This is a genomic window from Kitasatospora sp. NPDC058190 (assembly GCF_042883685.1).
Classification (GTDB): domain Bacteria; phylum Actinomycetota; class Actinomycetes; order Streptomycetales; family Streptomycetaceae; genus Kitasatospora.
Genome location: NZ_JBHVVI010000111.1, coordinates 1 through 13657 on the forward strand (window position 1 = coordinate 1; position 13657 = coordinate 13657).

The 13657-nt window shown below is 74.3% G+C and carries 15 protein-coding genes; 8 read left to right on the top strand and 7 right to left on the bottom strand.

Features of this window, described 5'->3' with window-relative positions:
• The 3 genes from ACFVWU_RS35555 to ACFVWU_RS35565 form a co-directional block, all read left to right on the top strand.
• Positions 1-1151 (top strand): sensor histidine kinase (locus ACFVWU_RS35555; RefSeq protein ID WP_387628599.1); only part of this gene is annotated, 1151 nt, incomplete at its 5' end.
• Between the two features lie 88 nt (positions 1152-1239).
• Positions 1240-1977 carry a response regulator gene (locus ACFVWU_RS35560; protein WP_387628601.1) on the top strand — a complete coding sequence of 246 codons (738 nt, stop codon included), beginning with the start codon at positions 1240-1242 and terminating at the stop codon, positions 1975-1977.
• A gap of 165 nt (positions 1978-2142) precedes the next feature.
• Positions 2143-2868: a DUF2278 family protein gene (locus tag ACFVWU_RS35565; RefSeq protein WP_387628603.1), complete on the top strand. Its 726-nt coding sequence runs from the start codon at positions 2143-2145 to the stop codon at positions 2866-2868.
• 60 nt (positions 2869-2928) lie between these two features.
• Here the strand turns inward: ACFVWU_RS35565 and ACFVWU_RS35570 are convergent, their stop codons facing one another.
• From ACFVWU_RS35570 to ACFVWU_RS35595, 6 genes are all read right to left on the bottom strand, one after another.
• The gene (locus ACFVWU_RS35570) at positions 2929-3357 is read right to left on the bottom strand and encodes an RNHCP domain-containing protein (protein ID WP_387628606.1); all 429 of its coding nucleotides are present in this window, start codon (positions 3355-3357) and stop codon (positions 2929-2931) included.
• 29 nt (positions 3358-3386) lie between these two features.
• Positions 3387-3746 carry an RNHCP domain-containing protein gene (locus tag ACFVWU_RS35575; protein ID WP_387628607.1) on the bottom strand — a complete coding sequence of 120 codons (360 nt, stop codon included), beginning with the start codon at positions 3744-3746 and terminating at the stop codon, positions 3387-3389.
• A 207-nt stretch (positions 3747-3953) separates the two neighbouring features.
• Entirely contained in the window at positions 3954-4637 is a 684-nt protein-coding gene (locus ACFVWU_RS35580; RefSeq protein ID WP_387628609.1) for a response regulator, read from the bottom strand.
• The gene (locus ACFVWU_RS35585; RefSeq protein ID WP_387628611.1) at positions 4634-5947 is read right to left on the bottom strand and encodes a sensor histidine kinase; all 1314 of its coding nucleotides are present in this window, start codon (positions 5945-5947) and stop codon (positions 4634-4636) included. The genes ACFVWU_RS35580 and ACFVWU_RS35585 overlap by 4 nt, the downstream gene beginning before the upstream one ends.
• 156 nt (positions 5948-6103) lie before the next feature.
• Entirely contained in the window at positions 6104-6952 is an 849-nt protein-coding gene (locus tag ACFVWU_RS35590; RefSeq protein ID WP_387628614.1) for an ABC transporter permease, read from the bottom strand.
• The gene (locus ACFVWU_RS35595; protein WP_387628615.1) at positions 6949-7902 is read right to left on the bottom strand and encodes an ABC transporter ATP-binding protein; all 954 of its coding nucleotides are present in this window, start codon (positions 7900-7902) and stop codon (positions 6949-6951) included. Before ACFVWU_RS35595 ends, ACFVWU_RS35590 begins: the two co-directional genes overlap by 4 nt.
• Before the next feature lie 199 nt (positions 7903-8101).
• Between ACFVWU_RS35595 and ACFVWU_RS35600 the strand changes: the two genes are divergently transcribed.
• From ACFVWU_RS35600 to ACFVWU_RS35620, 5 genes are all read left to right on the top strand, one after another.
• Positions 8102-8590, top strand: coding sequence for a GNAT family N-acetyltransferase (locus tag ACFVWU_RS35600; RefSeq protein WP_387628617.1), 489 nt, complete (start codon positions 8102-8104; stop codon positions 8588-8590).
• The gene (locus tag ACFVWU_RS35605; RefSeq protein WP_387628620.1) at positions 8587-9033 is read left to right on the top strand and encodes a DUF5946 family protein; all 447 of its coding nucleotides are present in this window, start codon (positions 8587-8589) and stop codon (positions 9031-9033) included. The genes ACFVWU_RS35600 and ACFVWU_RS35605 overlap by 4 nt, the downstream gene beginning before the upstream one ends.
• Before the next feature lie 212 nt (positions 9034-9245).
• Positions 9246-10094 (top strand): universal stress protein, encoded by an 849-nt coding sequence (locus tag ACFVWU_RS35610; protein WP_387628623.1) that lies wholly within the window; start codon positions 9246-9248, stop codon positions 10092-10094.
• Between the two features lie 74 nt (positions 10095-10168).
• Positions 10169-10642 carry a nucleoside deaminase gene (locus ACFVWU_RS35615; RefSeq protein ID WP_387628624.1) on the top strand — a complete coding sequence of 158 codons (474 nt, stop codon included), beginning with the start codon at positions 10169-10171 and terminating at the stop codon, positions 10640-10642.
• A gap of 151 nt (positions 10643-10793) precedes the next feature.
• Positions 10794-11948 (top strand): thioesterase domain-containing protein, encoded by a 1155-nt coding sequence (locus ACFVWU_RS35620; RefSeq protein WP_387628627.1) that lies wholly within the window; start codon positions 10794-10796, stop codon positions 11946-11948.
• Positions 11949-12066: 118 nt separating this feature from the next.
• Here the strand turns inward: ACFVWU_RS35620 and ACFVWU_RS35625 are convergent, their stop codons facing one another.
• Positions 12067-13641 carry a DHA2 family efflux MFS transporter permease subunit gene (locus ACFVWU_RS35625; protein ID WP_387628630.1) on the bottom strand — a complete coding sequence of 525 codons (1575 nt, stop codon included), beginning with the start codon at positions 13639-13641 and terminating at the stop codon, positions 12067-12069.
• Positions 13642-13657 lie beyond the last annotated feature (16 nt).

Genomic DNA, 13657 nt, shown 5'->3' on the forward strand with positions numbered 1-13657 from the left:
GCCGCTCGCCGGTCAGCGTGTCGCTGACCGCGCCCACCCTGCCGGTCGACCCGGGCGGCGTGCCCGGCGCCCCACCGCCCGCCTACGGGATGGTCGTCCACCACTACGGCACCGTGCAGCACTGGCAGGTGGCGCTGGCCGTGCTGGCGGCGCTGCCGCTGCTGGTACGGCGCCGGTATCCGCTGACGGTGTGCGGGACGGTGGTCGCGGCGAGCCTGCTGTTCCACCTCAGCCCGGGCTTCGACCCGCTGTCCACGTTCCTCGCCTGCGTGGTGGCCGTCTACAGTGCCGCGGTCCACAGCACCCGGCGGGTGCTCGCGCTGACCGGCGCGGCGGCGGCGACCGTGGTCCTGGCGGCGACCCACGAGTCCAGTGTGCCCGCGTTGGAGTCCGGGACCGCGACCTTCCTCTTCCTGGTCCCGGTCGCCCTGGTGGTCAACACGGTGCGCACCTGGTCTCTGCGGGAGCAGGCGCTGCTGCGGGAGAAGGAGCAGGCCACCCTGCTCGCGGCCGAGCAGGAGCGCTCGCGGATCGCGCGGGAACTGCACGATGTGATCAGCCATCACGTGAGTGTGATGACTGTGCAGGCCGGCGCGGCCCGGAAGATCCTGCGGATCGACCGGGACGAGGCCGAGCAGACACTGCGGGCCGTGGAGTCGAGCGGCCGGGCCGCGATGACGGAGCTGCGGCACGCGATGGACCTGCTCACCATGGGTGAGGCCGACGACCTCTCGGACGACCCCGGTCTGCGGCCCGCGCCGGGGCTGGGCCAGCTGCCCGCCCTGACGGAGCGGGTGCGCGGCGCCGGGGTCCCGGTCGAGCTGACCGTGCTGGGCGAGCCGGTGCAGCTGCCGCCGGGCATGGACCTGGCCGCCTACCGGGTGGTGCAGGAGGCGCTGACCAACGCCATGAAGCACGCCCAGGGCGCCGAGGTGCGGATCACCGTGGAGCACGCCCCGCGGGCGCTGACCCTGGAGGTGGCCGACTCCGGCGGCCGCCCCGCGCCGACCGCGCGCTCCGGGGCCGGGCGCGGGCTGCTCGGCCTGCGCGAACGCCTGGGCGTCTACGGCGGCACGCTCGAGGCAGCCGAGGCACCGGGCGGGGGCTTCCGGGTGCGGGCCGTCATCCCCCGGGACGCGGCGGCATGCTGACGCCCCGCCGCCGTGACGTGCGCAGTAGATTGACCGGCGGCCGGCGTCGACCGACCCGGCACGGGAACCACAACGGGGGCGGAACCACGTGACCGAGACCAGCGGGACGACCACGGCGACCGAGCGGCCGCTGCGGGTGGTGATCGCGGACGACCAGGACCTGCTGCGGACCGGCTTCCGGCTCATCTTCAAGGCGGAGGGGATCGACGTGGTCGCCGAGGCCGCCGACGGGCTGCAGGCCGTCGAGGCCGTCCGCCGTACCGCGCCCGACGTGGTGCTGATGGACATCCGAATGCCCGAGCTGGACGGTCTGGAGGCGACCCGCCGGATCTTCGCGGAGAGCACGGCGGAGAGCGCGGCGGAGAGCGCGGCCGCCGCCGTGCCGCCTCGGGTGATCATGCTGACCACCTACGATCTCGACCGCTACGTCTACGCCGCGCTCGCCGCGGGTGCCAGCGGCTTCCTGCTGAAGGACGTCTCCCCCGAGCAGTTGGTGAGCGCCGTCCGCCAGGTGCGGACCGGCGACGCCCTGCTCGCGCCTCGCATCACCCGGCGGCTGATCGAGCGCTTCGCCCGCCAGGACGTGGCGGACGAGGCGCTGCACCGCGACCTGTCCGCGCTGACGCCGCGCGAGCTCGACGTGCTGCGACTGCTGGCGCGGGGCCTGAGCAACGCGGAGTTGGCAGAGCGGCTCGTCCTGGGCGAGACGACGGTGAAGACCCATGTGGCCCGGATCCTGTTCAAGCTCGGTCTGCGCGACCGGGCCCAGGCAATCGTGGCCGCGTACGAGTCCGGGCTGGTCCGGCCGGGGACAGCGGGGCAGTAGCCACCATGGCGGTGCGGCCTGGGTTCGGCGCTGTTGTCAATGTTCGGCGGCGTGGAAACCCGTTCGGGGGACGGGAGGTGAACAAACGCCGATTCCCCGGTTCCCTGGCCTGCCGGTGCGCCATAACGGAGGGGCTCCCGACCGACCCCATCCGAGGACCCGCCCATGCCGATCAGCAACTACGGCGTGCTCGCCGCCACCGCCGTCGACCGGCGCCGCGAGGGCGCCACCGGCACCCCGCACTACCAGATCCACCTGCGCGACGCCGACGGCACCGACTACCGCGCGGCCGTCAACGTCCTGTCCCAGCAGGCCCCGTCGGAGCTGCTCTACCTCGCGGACGAGGACTTTCGGCACCCGGTCACCGCCATCCTGCCGCCGGCCGGCAGCGGCTGGACCGAGCTGCCCTCCCGCCCTGGCACCGCGAGCCTGGACTTCGTCCGCGGGAAGCTCGTCGACCACTCGGCGATGCGTGTGCTGCCGCCGGACCTGCCGGGCCCGAACAACGACCTCGCCGACCTGCTCGACCAGTACGTGCAGCGCGCGATCGCCGACCAGGGCGCCGCCGTCTACGTCTTCGGCCAGCGCTTCGGGCCCGAACCCGGCGTGCCCGACAAGGTGTTCGGCTTCCTGCCCGGAAACGGCGTGCACGACGTGCACATGAACCAGGGCAACAGCGGCCAGTTCCGCAAGGACGACGGGGTGTACCAGGACGGCGGCCTGCTGATCCACCTGCCGGACGAGAACCGCTGGACGGCGGTGTTCCTCGCCTTCCAGTCGCAGTCCTGGCACACCGACGACCGCACCGGCCACACCCTGCCGGCCTCCGTCCCGCACCCGACCCCGGCGCCGCACGGGACGCCGCTCGGGACGCCGGGCAACCAGGCCTAGCCGGAGGCCGGGTGCCCGGAGCCGCGCGTCGACGGCTCCGGCCACCCGGCGGGCCCGCCCCTACAGGTACAGCAGCGCGCGGCCGGCGAGCCGGTTGTCCCGCAGCGGCTTGAGCGCGAGCCGGACCAGCGCCAGGGCGTTGTCGTCCCCGGCGACCCGGTTGGCGCTCAACTCCCCGCAGGACTGGCACTGGTGGATGATCAGCCACTCGCCGTCCGACCGGACCGACATGCCCAGGGCCACCATCCGCCCCCGGCAGCCGGCGGCCCGGTCACCGGGTATCCGCCGGGCGACGTGCAGGCTGGCCAGGCAGTTCGGGCAGTGGTTGCGGTGCGCGGTGCCGGGGGCTCCCAGCGGGACGTCCAACCGGCAGCCCACGCACCGGAAGTCCCGCGCCCGGTGCCCGCCCCTGGTGTGCAGGACGTCCTTGTACCGCTGCGGGCGGCGGCCCGAACGGCCTTGCCCGCCCTCGTTCTTGCGTCGTGGCACGGTCGTGTCTCCCTCCTCGCGCGGCCGGTTCAGAGGGAGCCGAACGCTTCGAGCGGGAACGGCGGCTGGGCCAGTGGCCGTACGGCCATCCGCATCAGGATGAGCTGGTTGTCGTCCGGGCAGACCGGGTTGGACGTCAGCTCGTCGCAGCGCACACAGCGGTGCACGACCATCCAGTCGCCGGTGCGCAGCACGGCGATGGCGATCGGCGACATCCGCCCGTGGCACTCGCTGGGACCGCCCTCGACCTGGTCGAGAACGTGCCGGGAGTGCAGGCAGGACGGGCAGTGGTTGCGCCGCGTGCTGTCGGCGGCGTAGGTGGACACGGTCAGCCCGCACCAGGTGCAGGTGAAGGTGTCGGTCTTTTTCGTGTTGGTGGTGCTGGACACCCGGGGTGCTCCTTGCTGGAAGGCTTGCGATGACAGCAAGAGCAGGCCGAGCGGCCTCGACGGGAATGGTCGTTACGCGGTGTGGCGAGGCGCGCTCGGCGCGATCCGGGACATCAAGACACCCTCTCCGGTGGGCACGTGGCCCTTGATCAGGACGACTAGTGGAGCGGCCAAGCTAACAGCGCCGTCCGCGGCGGCGCCACCGAATTAATTCGTGATCGGCGGATTGGGCCTGGTCAGCCCGCGGTCGTAGGCGAAGATCACCGCCTGCACCCGGTCCCGGGCGCCGATCTTCGCCAGCACCCGGCTGACGTGCGTCTTGACGGTCGATTCGGCCAGCACCAGGCGCTGGGCGATCTCGCTGTTGGTCCAGCCCTGGGCGATGGCCACCAGGATCTCCCGCTCGCGCTCGGTCAGCGCGTCCAGCCGGGGGTCGTCGACCGGCGCCGCGCCGGGCGGGCGGACCGGCAGGTGGTGGGCGTAGGCGTCGAGCAGGCGGCGGGTGATCGCGGGCGCCACCACGGCGTCGCCCTCGGCGACCGCGCGGATCCCGGCGAGCAGTTCCTCCGGGCGCGCGTCCTTGAGCAGGAAGCCGCTGGCCCCGGCGCGCAGCGCGGCGTGGGCGTACTCGTCGAGGTCGAAGGTGGTCAGCACGAGGATGCGTGAGCGGCCGCCGGAGGCGACGATCTGGCGGGTGGCCTCGATGCCGTCCATACCGGGCATCCGGATGTCCATCAGCACGACGTCGGGCCTCAGGTCGGCGGTCAGCCGCACGGCCTCGGCGCCGTGGGAGGCCTCGCCGACCACCTCGGTGTCGGGCTGGCTCTCCAGCAGCATCCGGAAGCCGTAGCGCTGCAGTGGCTGGTCGTCCACGATGAGGACGGTGGTCACGTCGGGCCGCCTGTCGGGTCGGGGGTGAGGTCGAGTACGGCCTCCACGGTCCATCCTGCCCCAGGGCCGGGACCGGCCGTGACGGTGCCCCCGTACACGGCCGCGCGTTCGCGCATGCCGGCCAGGCCGTGCCCCTCGCCGGCCGGCCGGACCGGCCGGGGAGTACCGGCGGGCGGGCCGCTGTCCTGGACGCTCACCCGCAGCCGGGCGGCGTCGGCGGTCAGGGTCACGTGCGCGCGGGTGTCCGGGCCGGCGTGCTTGAGGGTGTTGGTGAGGGCCTCCTGCACGATGCGGTAGGCCATCAGCTGGACGCCTCGGTCCAGTTGGTCCAGGTCGCCGCCGACGGTGTACAGCACCTGGGGGCCGGCGGCGCGGATACGGGCGCACAGCCCGTCGAGGTCGGCGATGCCCGGCTGGGGGTTGAGCTCGGCCCCCTCATCGCCCTGGTCGCGCAGCACGCCGAGCATCCGGCGCAGTTCGCCGAGCGCCTGGCGGCTGGTCTCGCCGATCAGCTGCAGCGCCTCCCGACCGCGCTCGGGCGAGGCCTGGGCGGCGTAGGCGCCGCCGTCGGCCAGGGTGACGATGACGGACAGGTTGTGGCCGATGATGTCGTGCATCTCCCGGGCCACCCGGGTGCGTTCGGTGGCGGCGGCCAGTCGGCTGCGCTGGTCGCGTTCGATCTCCAGCCGGGCCGCCCGCTCGCGCAATCCGGCGAGCTGGGCGCGGCGCACGCGCACCGCGATGCCGAGGGCGACGGCCGCCGTCGCGGCGCTGACCAGGAAGAACAGCGCGTCTCCGACCGGCAGTCCGCCGCCGGAGACCTCGACGGCGACCAGCGCCATCGCGCCGACGATCACCGCGCAGGACCAGGCCAGGTGCCGCAGCCGCCCGTGCAGGGCCAGGCTGTAGAGGGCGAACAGCAGGGCTGCGTCGGCGCGCAGGGCGACACCGAGCGACCACTGCAGCACGAACACCGCCATGATCGCCGCGAAGGCCTCGGTGGGCCGGCGTCGGCGCCACAGCAGCGGCAGGACCAGGCCCGCCTGGAGGGCCAGCATGGGCGGCAGCGCCGGGCGGACCAGCACGACCCGGTGCTCGTGCGGGGGCTCGCCGTGGCCGGGGAAGAGGTCGGGGAGGCAGAACATCAGGAAGACCACCGCGACCACGGCGGTGTCCAGCACCCAGGGGTGGGCCCGGTCCGCCTCCCGCACCCGCTGGCCGATCCGGGCCAGCCGGGCGAACAGCGGGTGGCCGGACAGCGCGTCGGCGGCCACGAGCGGGCCGGTGGGGGTGGCGTGGTCCTCGCTCACCGGTGGCGCCTCCCTGGTGGTGGTGCGGGTGGTACGGGTGGTGCGGCGCCGGTCGGATCCGACACCGCATCGGGAGTGTCTCAGGCCCGGGCGCCGGTACGGACGCGGACGTCCGTACCGGCTCGGGCTCCGTACGGGCTCGGCGCCCGGACGGGCTCAGGCGTCCGCGCGGACCAGCCGTACGGCGGCGCCGGCCAGCGCGAGCACCGTCCAGCCGAGGAAGACCAGCAGTCCGGCCGTCGGCGAGAGCGTGGTCGTGTCGTGGTGGAGGGCGAACATCGCCTCGCCGGCGTGGCTGGGCAGGTAGGGGCTGATGTGGTCCTGCCAGGAGCTGGGCAGCAGCGAGACCAGCCCGGGGATCAGCATCAGCGAGGCGACCAGCACCGAGATGCCGCCGGCCACCGAGCGCAGCAGCGCGCCGAGGGCGACGCCGATCACGCCGACCAGGCCCAGGTAGAGCGCGGCGCCCAGCAGGCCCCGCACGACCCCGGCGTCGGAGATGGTCATCGCCGCCCGGGTGCCGGAGAGGATGCGGCTGTCGGCGAGGAAGGCGACGAACACCCCGACGGTGCCCAGGACCAGCGCGATCAGGCCGTACACCGTGGCCTTGGACCACAGCACCGGCAGGCGGCGCGGCACGGCGGCCAGGGTGGAGCGGATCATGCCGGTCGAGTACTCGCCGGCCGCGACCAGCACGCCGAGGACACCGAGCGCCAGCTGGGCGAAGTTGGTGCCGAACAGCGAGAGGCTCAGTGCGCTCGCGCTGGCGAAGTCCCGGTCCATCGGGCGGCCCGAGGTGATCCGCGACTTGAACTGGAAGGCGGCGATCAGGCCGAAGGCGACCAGGAAGAGCAGCGCCAGACCGGCGGTGATCCAGGTCGAACGCAGCGACCACAGCTTGGCCCACTCGGAGCGCAGCACGCGCGCCGCGGTCACCTTGTAGGCGGGGCGGGCGGGGCGAAGCTCGGCGGGCGTGGCCGGCTGGGAGGTCACAACGGTGCTCATGCCGCGCTCCTCGGGGTCTCGGTCTCGGTCTCGATGCGGGCGGTGGTGGTGCCGTGGTACTCCACGGCGTCCCTGGTCAGGTCCATGAAGGCCTCCTCCAGGGAGACCGTCCGGGGGGTGAGCTCGAAGACGGCGATGCCGTGCTCGGCGGCGGTGAGCCCGATCTCGCGGGCCGTACGGCCGGTGACCAGCAGTTCTTCCGAGCCGGACCGACCGGTGATCTCCACGCCGGGCCCGGCGAGCGCCGAGCGCAGCCGGGCCGGGTCGGCACTGGCCACCTTGACGGCGTCGCCACCGGCCTCGCTGATCAGGTCCTGCACGGTGGTGTCGGCGAGCAGCCGGCCGCGTCCGACGATGATCAGGTGGTCGGCGACCAGGGAGACCTCGCTCATCAGGTGCGAGGAGACGAAGACGGTCCGGCCCTCGGCGGCGAGGGAGGTGAGCAGGTTGCGGATCCACAGGACGCCCTCGGGGTCGAGGCCGTTGACCGGCTCGTCCAGCATCACCGTGGCCGGGTCGCCCAGCAGGGCGGCCGCGATGCCGAGGCGCTGGCCCATGCCGAGCGAGAAGGCGCCGGCCCGCTTGCGGGCCACCGACTGCAGGCCGGTCAGCTCGATGACCTCCTCGACCCGGCGGCGCGGGATGCCGTGGGTGTGGGCCTGGGCCATCAGGTGGTTGAACGCCGAGCGGCCGGGGTGGATCGACCTGGCCTCCAGCAGCGCGCCCACCTCCTGCAGCGGCGCGGCGTGCTCGGCGTAGCGGCGGCCGTTGACCCGCACCGACCCGCTGGTGGGCGCGTCGAGGCCGACGATCATCCGCATGGTGGTGGACTTCCCGGCGCCGTTGGGCCCCAGGAACCCGGTCACCGTCCCGGGCCGAACCGTGAAGTCCAGCCCGTCCACGGCGGTCTTCTCCCCGTACCGCTTCGTCAGCTGGTGCGCCTCGATCATCGCTCGCCCTTACGCTCAGGGGCCGGGCCGTCCCGACCGCCACGCTTCCACGCTAGGTGCGGCCGGCGCCGGATCCGTGGCACCGCGGGCTGATCATCGGGCGGCCCGTAGTACCGCGGTACCACGCCGCCTCCCTACTCCGACCGTCCCGGCGCGAAATCCGGTTTCGCCGCCGCCCGCGGCCGGTCGAAGATGGGGCATGGACGTTCAGAAGGTGGCCCTGCGACCGATGACGCCGTCGGAGTACCGGGCGGCGACCGAGCTCCGCGAAGACGAGACGACGCGCGAACTGGCCGGACTCATGCCCGAGGAGCTGGCCCGGGACCGCGCTCGCCAGGGCACCGCCAGGTTCCTCCCCGACGGCCTCGCCACCGCCCGCCACCACCTCGTGGTGGCCGAGAACGACTCGGGCGAGACCGTCGGCACCGCCTGGATCGGCCCCGACCCCCGCACGGAGGCCGGCACCTCCACCTCCGCCTGGCTGTACCACATCCGCGTCCGCCCCCCGTACCGCCGCCAGGGCTACGGCGCCGCCATCCTCAGCGCCGCCGAGCAGCTCGTCGCCCGTGAGGGCATGACGGAACTGGCCCTGAACGTGTTCGGCGGAAACGAGGCCGCCATCGCCCTGTACCGCCGCAGCGGCTACGACGTGTCCGCGATGTACCTGAGCAAGCAGGTGCGGGAGTGACCGGCGTCGGCCCCTGCGGGGAGTGCGGTGCGCCGGGGTGCGAGGAGCTCTTCCAGACGCTGCTGGCGTTGGACCACGGGCGGCAGGAGCCGTGGGGGCCGTTGCACGGGGTGTCGGTGTCGTGCTTCCTGCTGCAGCATCCGGGCCGGCTGCCCGGCGACGGCGGGGCGCGGGCGCGGGAATTCCTGCGGGCGTACCTCGGCGGGGGGCCGGCGGAGGTGGACCGGCTGGTGGAGCGGGCTCGGCGGGCCAATTCGCACCGAGTGAGGGGCGCGGCACCCGAGGTGGTGCGGGAAGCCCCGCGGGAGGTACCGCGGGGCGGGTACGGCGTGACGATCGCGGAAGTCGCGGTCGACGGGACGTTCCCGGCGGAGGGCTTCCCGGAACGGGTGCGGGCCTGGGCGACCGCGACGGTCGCGTCATGGGAGCGGCACGGAGCGTAGCCGCACCGGGACCTGGACGGGACCGTGGCCCCGAGCACATGGGCCGGCGGCCCCGCGAGTGACGGGCGTGGCGCGGACGGTGACCGGGGGCGCGAGGTGCGCCGCCCCGACAGGCGCCGGTCGCGGCCAGCGCGGATACTGGGGCGGCAACCCGAGGCGGCCCCGGCGGCCGGGGACGGCCGTCGACGCGCCGCGGAATCGAGGAGTACGCCGTGACCGGACCCGTTGTCGTCGGCTTCGACGGCTCGCCCGAGAGCCTCGCCGCCACCGAGTGGGCGGCGCTCGAGGCGCAGCGCCGCGGGCTCGGCCTCGAAGTCCTCCAGGCCTGGCCCTGGCCGAAGCGGGACGTGGTCGGCAGCGACCAGACCTACCACCGCGCACTGGCACACCTGGCCGACCGCGAGGCCGGGTTGCGCGCCCTGGCGCCCGGGGTGCCGATCTCCTCCGAGCCCGTGGCCGCCGATCCGGTGGAGGCGCTGGAGGCCTCCTCGCGGACGGCGTCCGTGCTGGTGCTCGGCTCGCGCGGGCTGGGCACCGTACGCGGCTTCCTGACCGGTTCGGTGAGTCAGGAGGTGCTGCGCCGGTCGGCCTGCCCGGTGGTGCTGGTCCGGGCCCACGAGAGCGAGCCGGCCGGTCCCGTGACGGTCGGCCTCGACCTGGCGCACCCGGCGGAGGAGGTGCTGGCCTTCGCCTTCGAGGCCGCCGCGCTCCGCTCGGCGCCGCTGCGGGTCGTCCACGTCTGGAGCCCGCCGGCCGGCAGCGAGTACATGTCCTACGGCGCGATCGGCGGGCTGGAGGGCGAGGTCTCCGCCGTCGAGCGGACCGGCCTCGCCGAGGCGCTGGAGCCCTGGCGGGCCCGTCACCCCGAGGTGGAGGTGACGGACGAGCTGATCCGGGGCAAGGCCGCCGTCGAGCTGGTCGACTCGGCGGCGACGGCCCGGCTGCTCGTCGTCGGCCGCCGCACCCGGCACCTGCCGCTGCGCCACCACCACCTCGGCCCGGTGGCACATGCGGCGATCCACCACGTGCACTGCCCGGTCGCCGTCGTCCCGTACGGCTGATCCGGGCGACATGACCTCCCCGATGCCTCCCGCTTCGCCATCCCACCGTTCGGCCCACCCCTGAGGAGTACGTCATGGCCGATCACACCCGCGCCCACCTGCTCGCGGCCATCGATCTCGCGGCCTCCGCCCGGGCGCACGGCAACCACCCGTTCGGCGCGCTGCTGACCGACCCCGACGGGAGCGTCCTGCTCACGGCCGAGAACACCGTGCTCACCGACCACGACGTCACCGCCCACGCGGAGACCAACCTGGTCCGGCAGGCCTCCCGCGCCCTCGCTCCGGCGCAGCTCGCCAAGGCCACCCTGTACTCCAGCACCGAGCCCTGCGCGATGTGCGCCGGCGCGATCTTCTGGAGCGGCATCCGCCGGGTCGTCTACGCGCTCGCCGCGACCGACCTGAACGTCATCGCGGGCATGGATCCGGAGGAGCCGGTGCTCCACCTGCCGTGCCGCCAGGTCTTCGCGGCCGGCGGCAGCTCGGTGGAGGTCTCGGGGCCGCACCTCTACGAGGAAGCCGCGGCGGTGCACACGGGGTACTGGGGGTGAGCAGCGGGGCCGCACGGTCGCGGCACCGCACCGTGGCCCGGTACCCGGCCAGGGGCCGGGCGCCCACGGCGGGTACCGGCGCCGGAGCGGACCGCGGCCATGCGGCAGACTGTTCGACGTCGCGAAGGGCAGCGCAGGGGGAGGGACAGCGGTGGGCACGGACGTCGTCAGGGAGTTGGGGGCGGCACTCGGCTGCGGCGACCCGGCGGTGGTGGACATCGGTCCGGGTCACCGTCGACTGGCCGTCCCGGACCAGCACGGGGACCGGTTCACCGTCGACGTCCTCGGCGACGACGGCGCGGCGCGCCGGGTGGTCCATCTGTTGCCGGGCGGCGGACTCAACGTCGCCGCCGACTACTGCACCGCGCAGGGCCGGAGCCTCGCGCACTTCCTCGCCGACCACGGGTACCTGGTCATCGGCACCACCCCGCCCGAGGACGCGCTGACGCCCGACCGGATCGGGCCGCAGTGCGCCGACTGGGGCCTGGACGGGCACCGCACGGACCTCGAACGGGTCGTCTCCGCCGTCGAGTCCCTCACCGCCCTGCCCTACGAGCTGCTCGGCCACTCGGCCGGGGCCGCGCTCGCCCTGGCCACCGCCGCCCGGAACCGGGGCGAGGCCCTGCGGCGGGTACTCGTCCTCGACACCACCGGCCCCTACGACCCGGAGACGGAACCGGAACTGGTCGCCAAGGCCGAGGCGCTGACCCGCCTGTTCCAGCAGCAGCTGGAGGCGGGCGTCTGGACCGTCGACCCCGGCCTGAAGGGCCTGGTCGCCCGCGCCACCACCGCCCCGGACGCCCCGAGCGGGGTACCACGGCCGGTGGACGGGGCGGGGCAGTTCAGCAACCTCGGCCTGCTGCACTACGCCCTGACCCACACCCGGGACCTGCCCGGGCCCGCGAGCTGGATCCACCACCGGGGACACAGCAGCGGCACCTACGCCTTCGGCACCACCCCCGGGGAGGACCGCTTCGCCCTGGAGCACAGCCCGCTCGCCGTCTGGACGGAGGCGATCGGCCGCCTCGGCAGCGGCCTGCAGCCGACCGCGCTGCTGCGCGACCTGGCGGCCGTCTGGGCCGGTCTGACGGAGGTCCACCGGATCGACTGGGCGGCGATCCGAGCCGAGGTGGTCTGGGTGAACGCCGAGTTCGGCCGCGGTGACCACGACCTCGGTGCCCGCCTCATCCGCCAGGGCGGCGCCCGGGTGGACTACCGGGTGGTGCCGGGCTACGGCCACGGCGACGTGGTCTGGTCGGCCACCGCCGAACGCGACGTGTGGGAGTCGCTGCTGCCCCGCCGTTGAAGGCCGCCCGCACTCGTCCTCGGGCATCCGCTTCGAAGTCGCCGGAGGCGGACAGCCCCGCGCCGAGGGCGCCGGAGGGAGCAGCCGCACATCCCGTACCTGGTCGAGCTGTCACACGCTACGCCGTCGTCTTCGCCGACTCGGGCTCCGGGGCCGGGTCGGGGGCCGGGGCCGGGTCGGGGGCCGACATCGACTCCCGATCCGGCTTCGGGTCCGGCCGAGCCAGGCAGGCGACCGCCGTGGCGATGGCCGCCAGCACGACCGCTCCCGCCACCGCGCCGTGCAGGCCATCGGTGACCGCCTCCCCTACGGCGTCGCGGACGCCGGCCGGCAGGCCGGTGAGCCCTGCCGGGGTGAGCCCGCCGCCACCCGTGAGCCGGGCGGCCGACCCGGCGCCGAGCCGCTCGGTGAGGGTGTCCGCCATCCGGGCCGTGTAGACCGCGCCGAGCACCGCCATGCCCAGGGAACCACCGATGCTGCGCACCAGGGTGACGACCCCCATCGCGGCGCCCATGTCCCGCGGCGGGACGGCGCCCATCGAGGTCAGCAGGGTGCTCTGCATGAGCAGCCCGATCCCCAGCCCGGCGACCGCGGTGAGCCCGGAGGCGACCACCCGCGGCGTGCCGGTACCGAGGAGCAGCAGCAGGGCTGCTCCGGTCAGGGCGATGGCGCCGCCGATCAGCGGGTAGCGCCGCTCGCCGCCGGTGCGGCTCATCAGCTTGGCGGTGACGAGCTGGGAGCCGACCATGCCGAGCATCAGCGGCAGCAGCAGGAGGCCGCCGGTGGTCGGCGTGGCACCCTGGACGAACTGGAGGTACTGCGGCAGGTAGCCGGCCAGGGCGACCATCACCGCACCGGTGAGGAAGCCCAGCACCTGGGCCACGGTGAAGTTGCGGTTGCGGAACAGCGCGGGCGGCACCAGCGGTCCGGGGACCCGCCGTTCCACCCGGGCGAACCAGGCGAGCGCGACCACCGCGACGGCCCCCGTGCCGAGGATCCACGGCGAGGTCCAGGCGTATGTCACACCGCCCCAGCTGCCGATCAGGGTGAGCCCGACGATGCCGGTGGTCAGCAGGGCGAGGCCCGCCCAGTCGAAGGGGGCGCGGACGCGTTCCGTCCGCAGCCGTACCCCGAGCGCGACCGCCACCAGAGCGAGCAGCCCGACCGGCAGGTTGACGTAGAACGCCCAGCGCCAGTTCAGGCGGTCGGTCAGGAAGCCGCCCAGCAGCGGCCCGCCGACGAAGGCGACCGGCATCAGGACGCCGACCACCGCCTGCACCCGCCCCCGGTCGGTGGCCGGGACGATCACCCCGATCACCGAGAGCGCGCCGACCATCAGCCCGCCGGCACCGACCCCCTGGAGCGCGCGGAAGGCGATCAGCTCGGCCATGTCGCGCGACAGCCCGGAGAGCACCGAGCCGGCCAGGAACACCACCACCGCCCACTGGTACGCGCCCTTGCGCCCGTACAGGTCACCGAGCCGGCCCCAGAGCGGGGTGGCGGCGGCGGAGGTGAGCAGGTACCCGGTGACCGCCCAGGAGAGGTGGTCCAGCCCGCCGAGGTCGCCGACGACGGTCGGCAGAGCCGTGCCGATGATCTGCCCGTCGAGTACGGAGAGGAAGAAGCCGAGCATCAGCCCGAGGATGCCGAGCAGCGGCGGCCTGGGGCGCTCCTCGGCCGGTTCCGTCACCATGGTTGGTCCGCCTTTC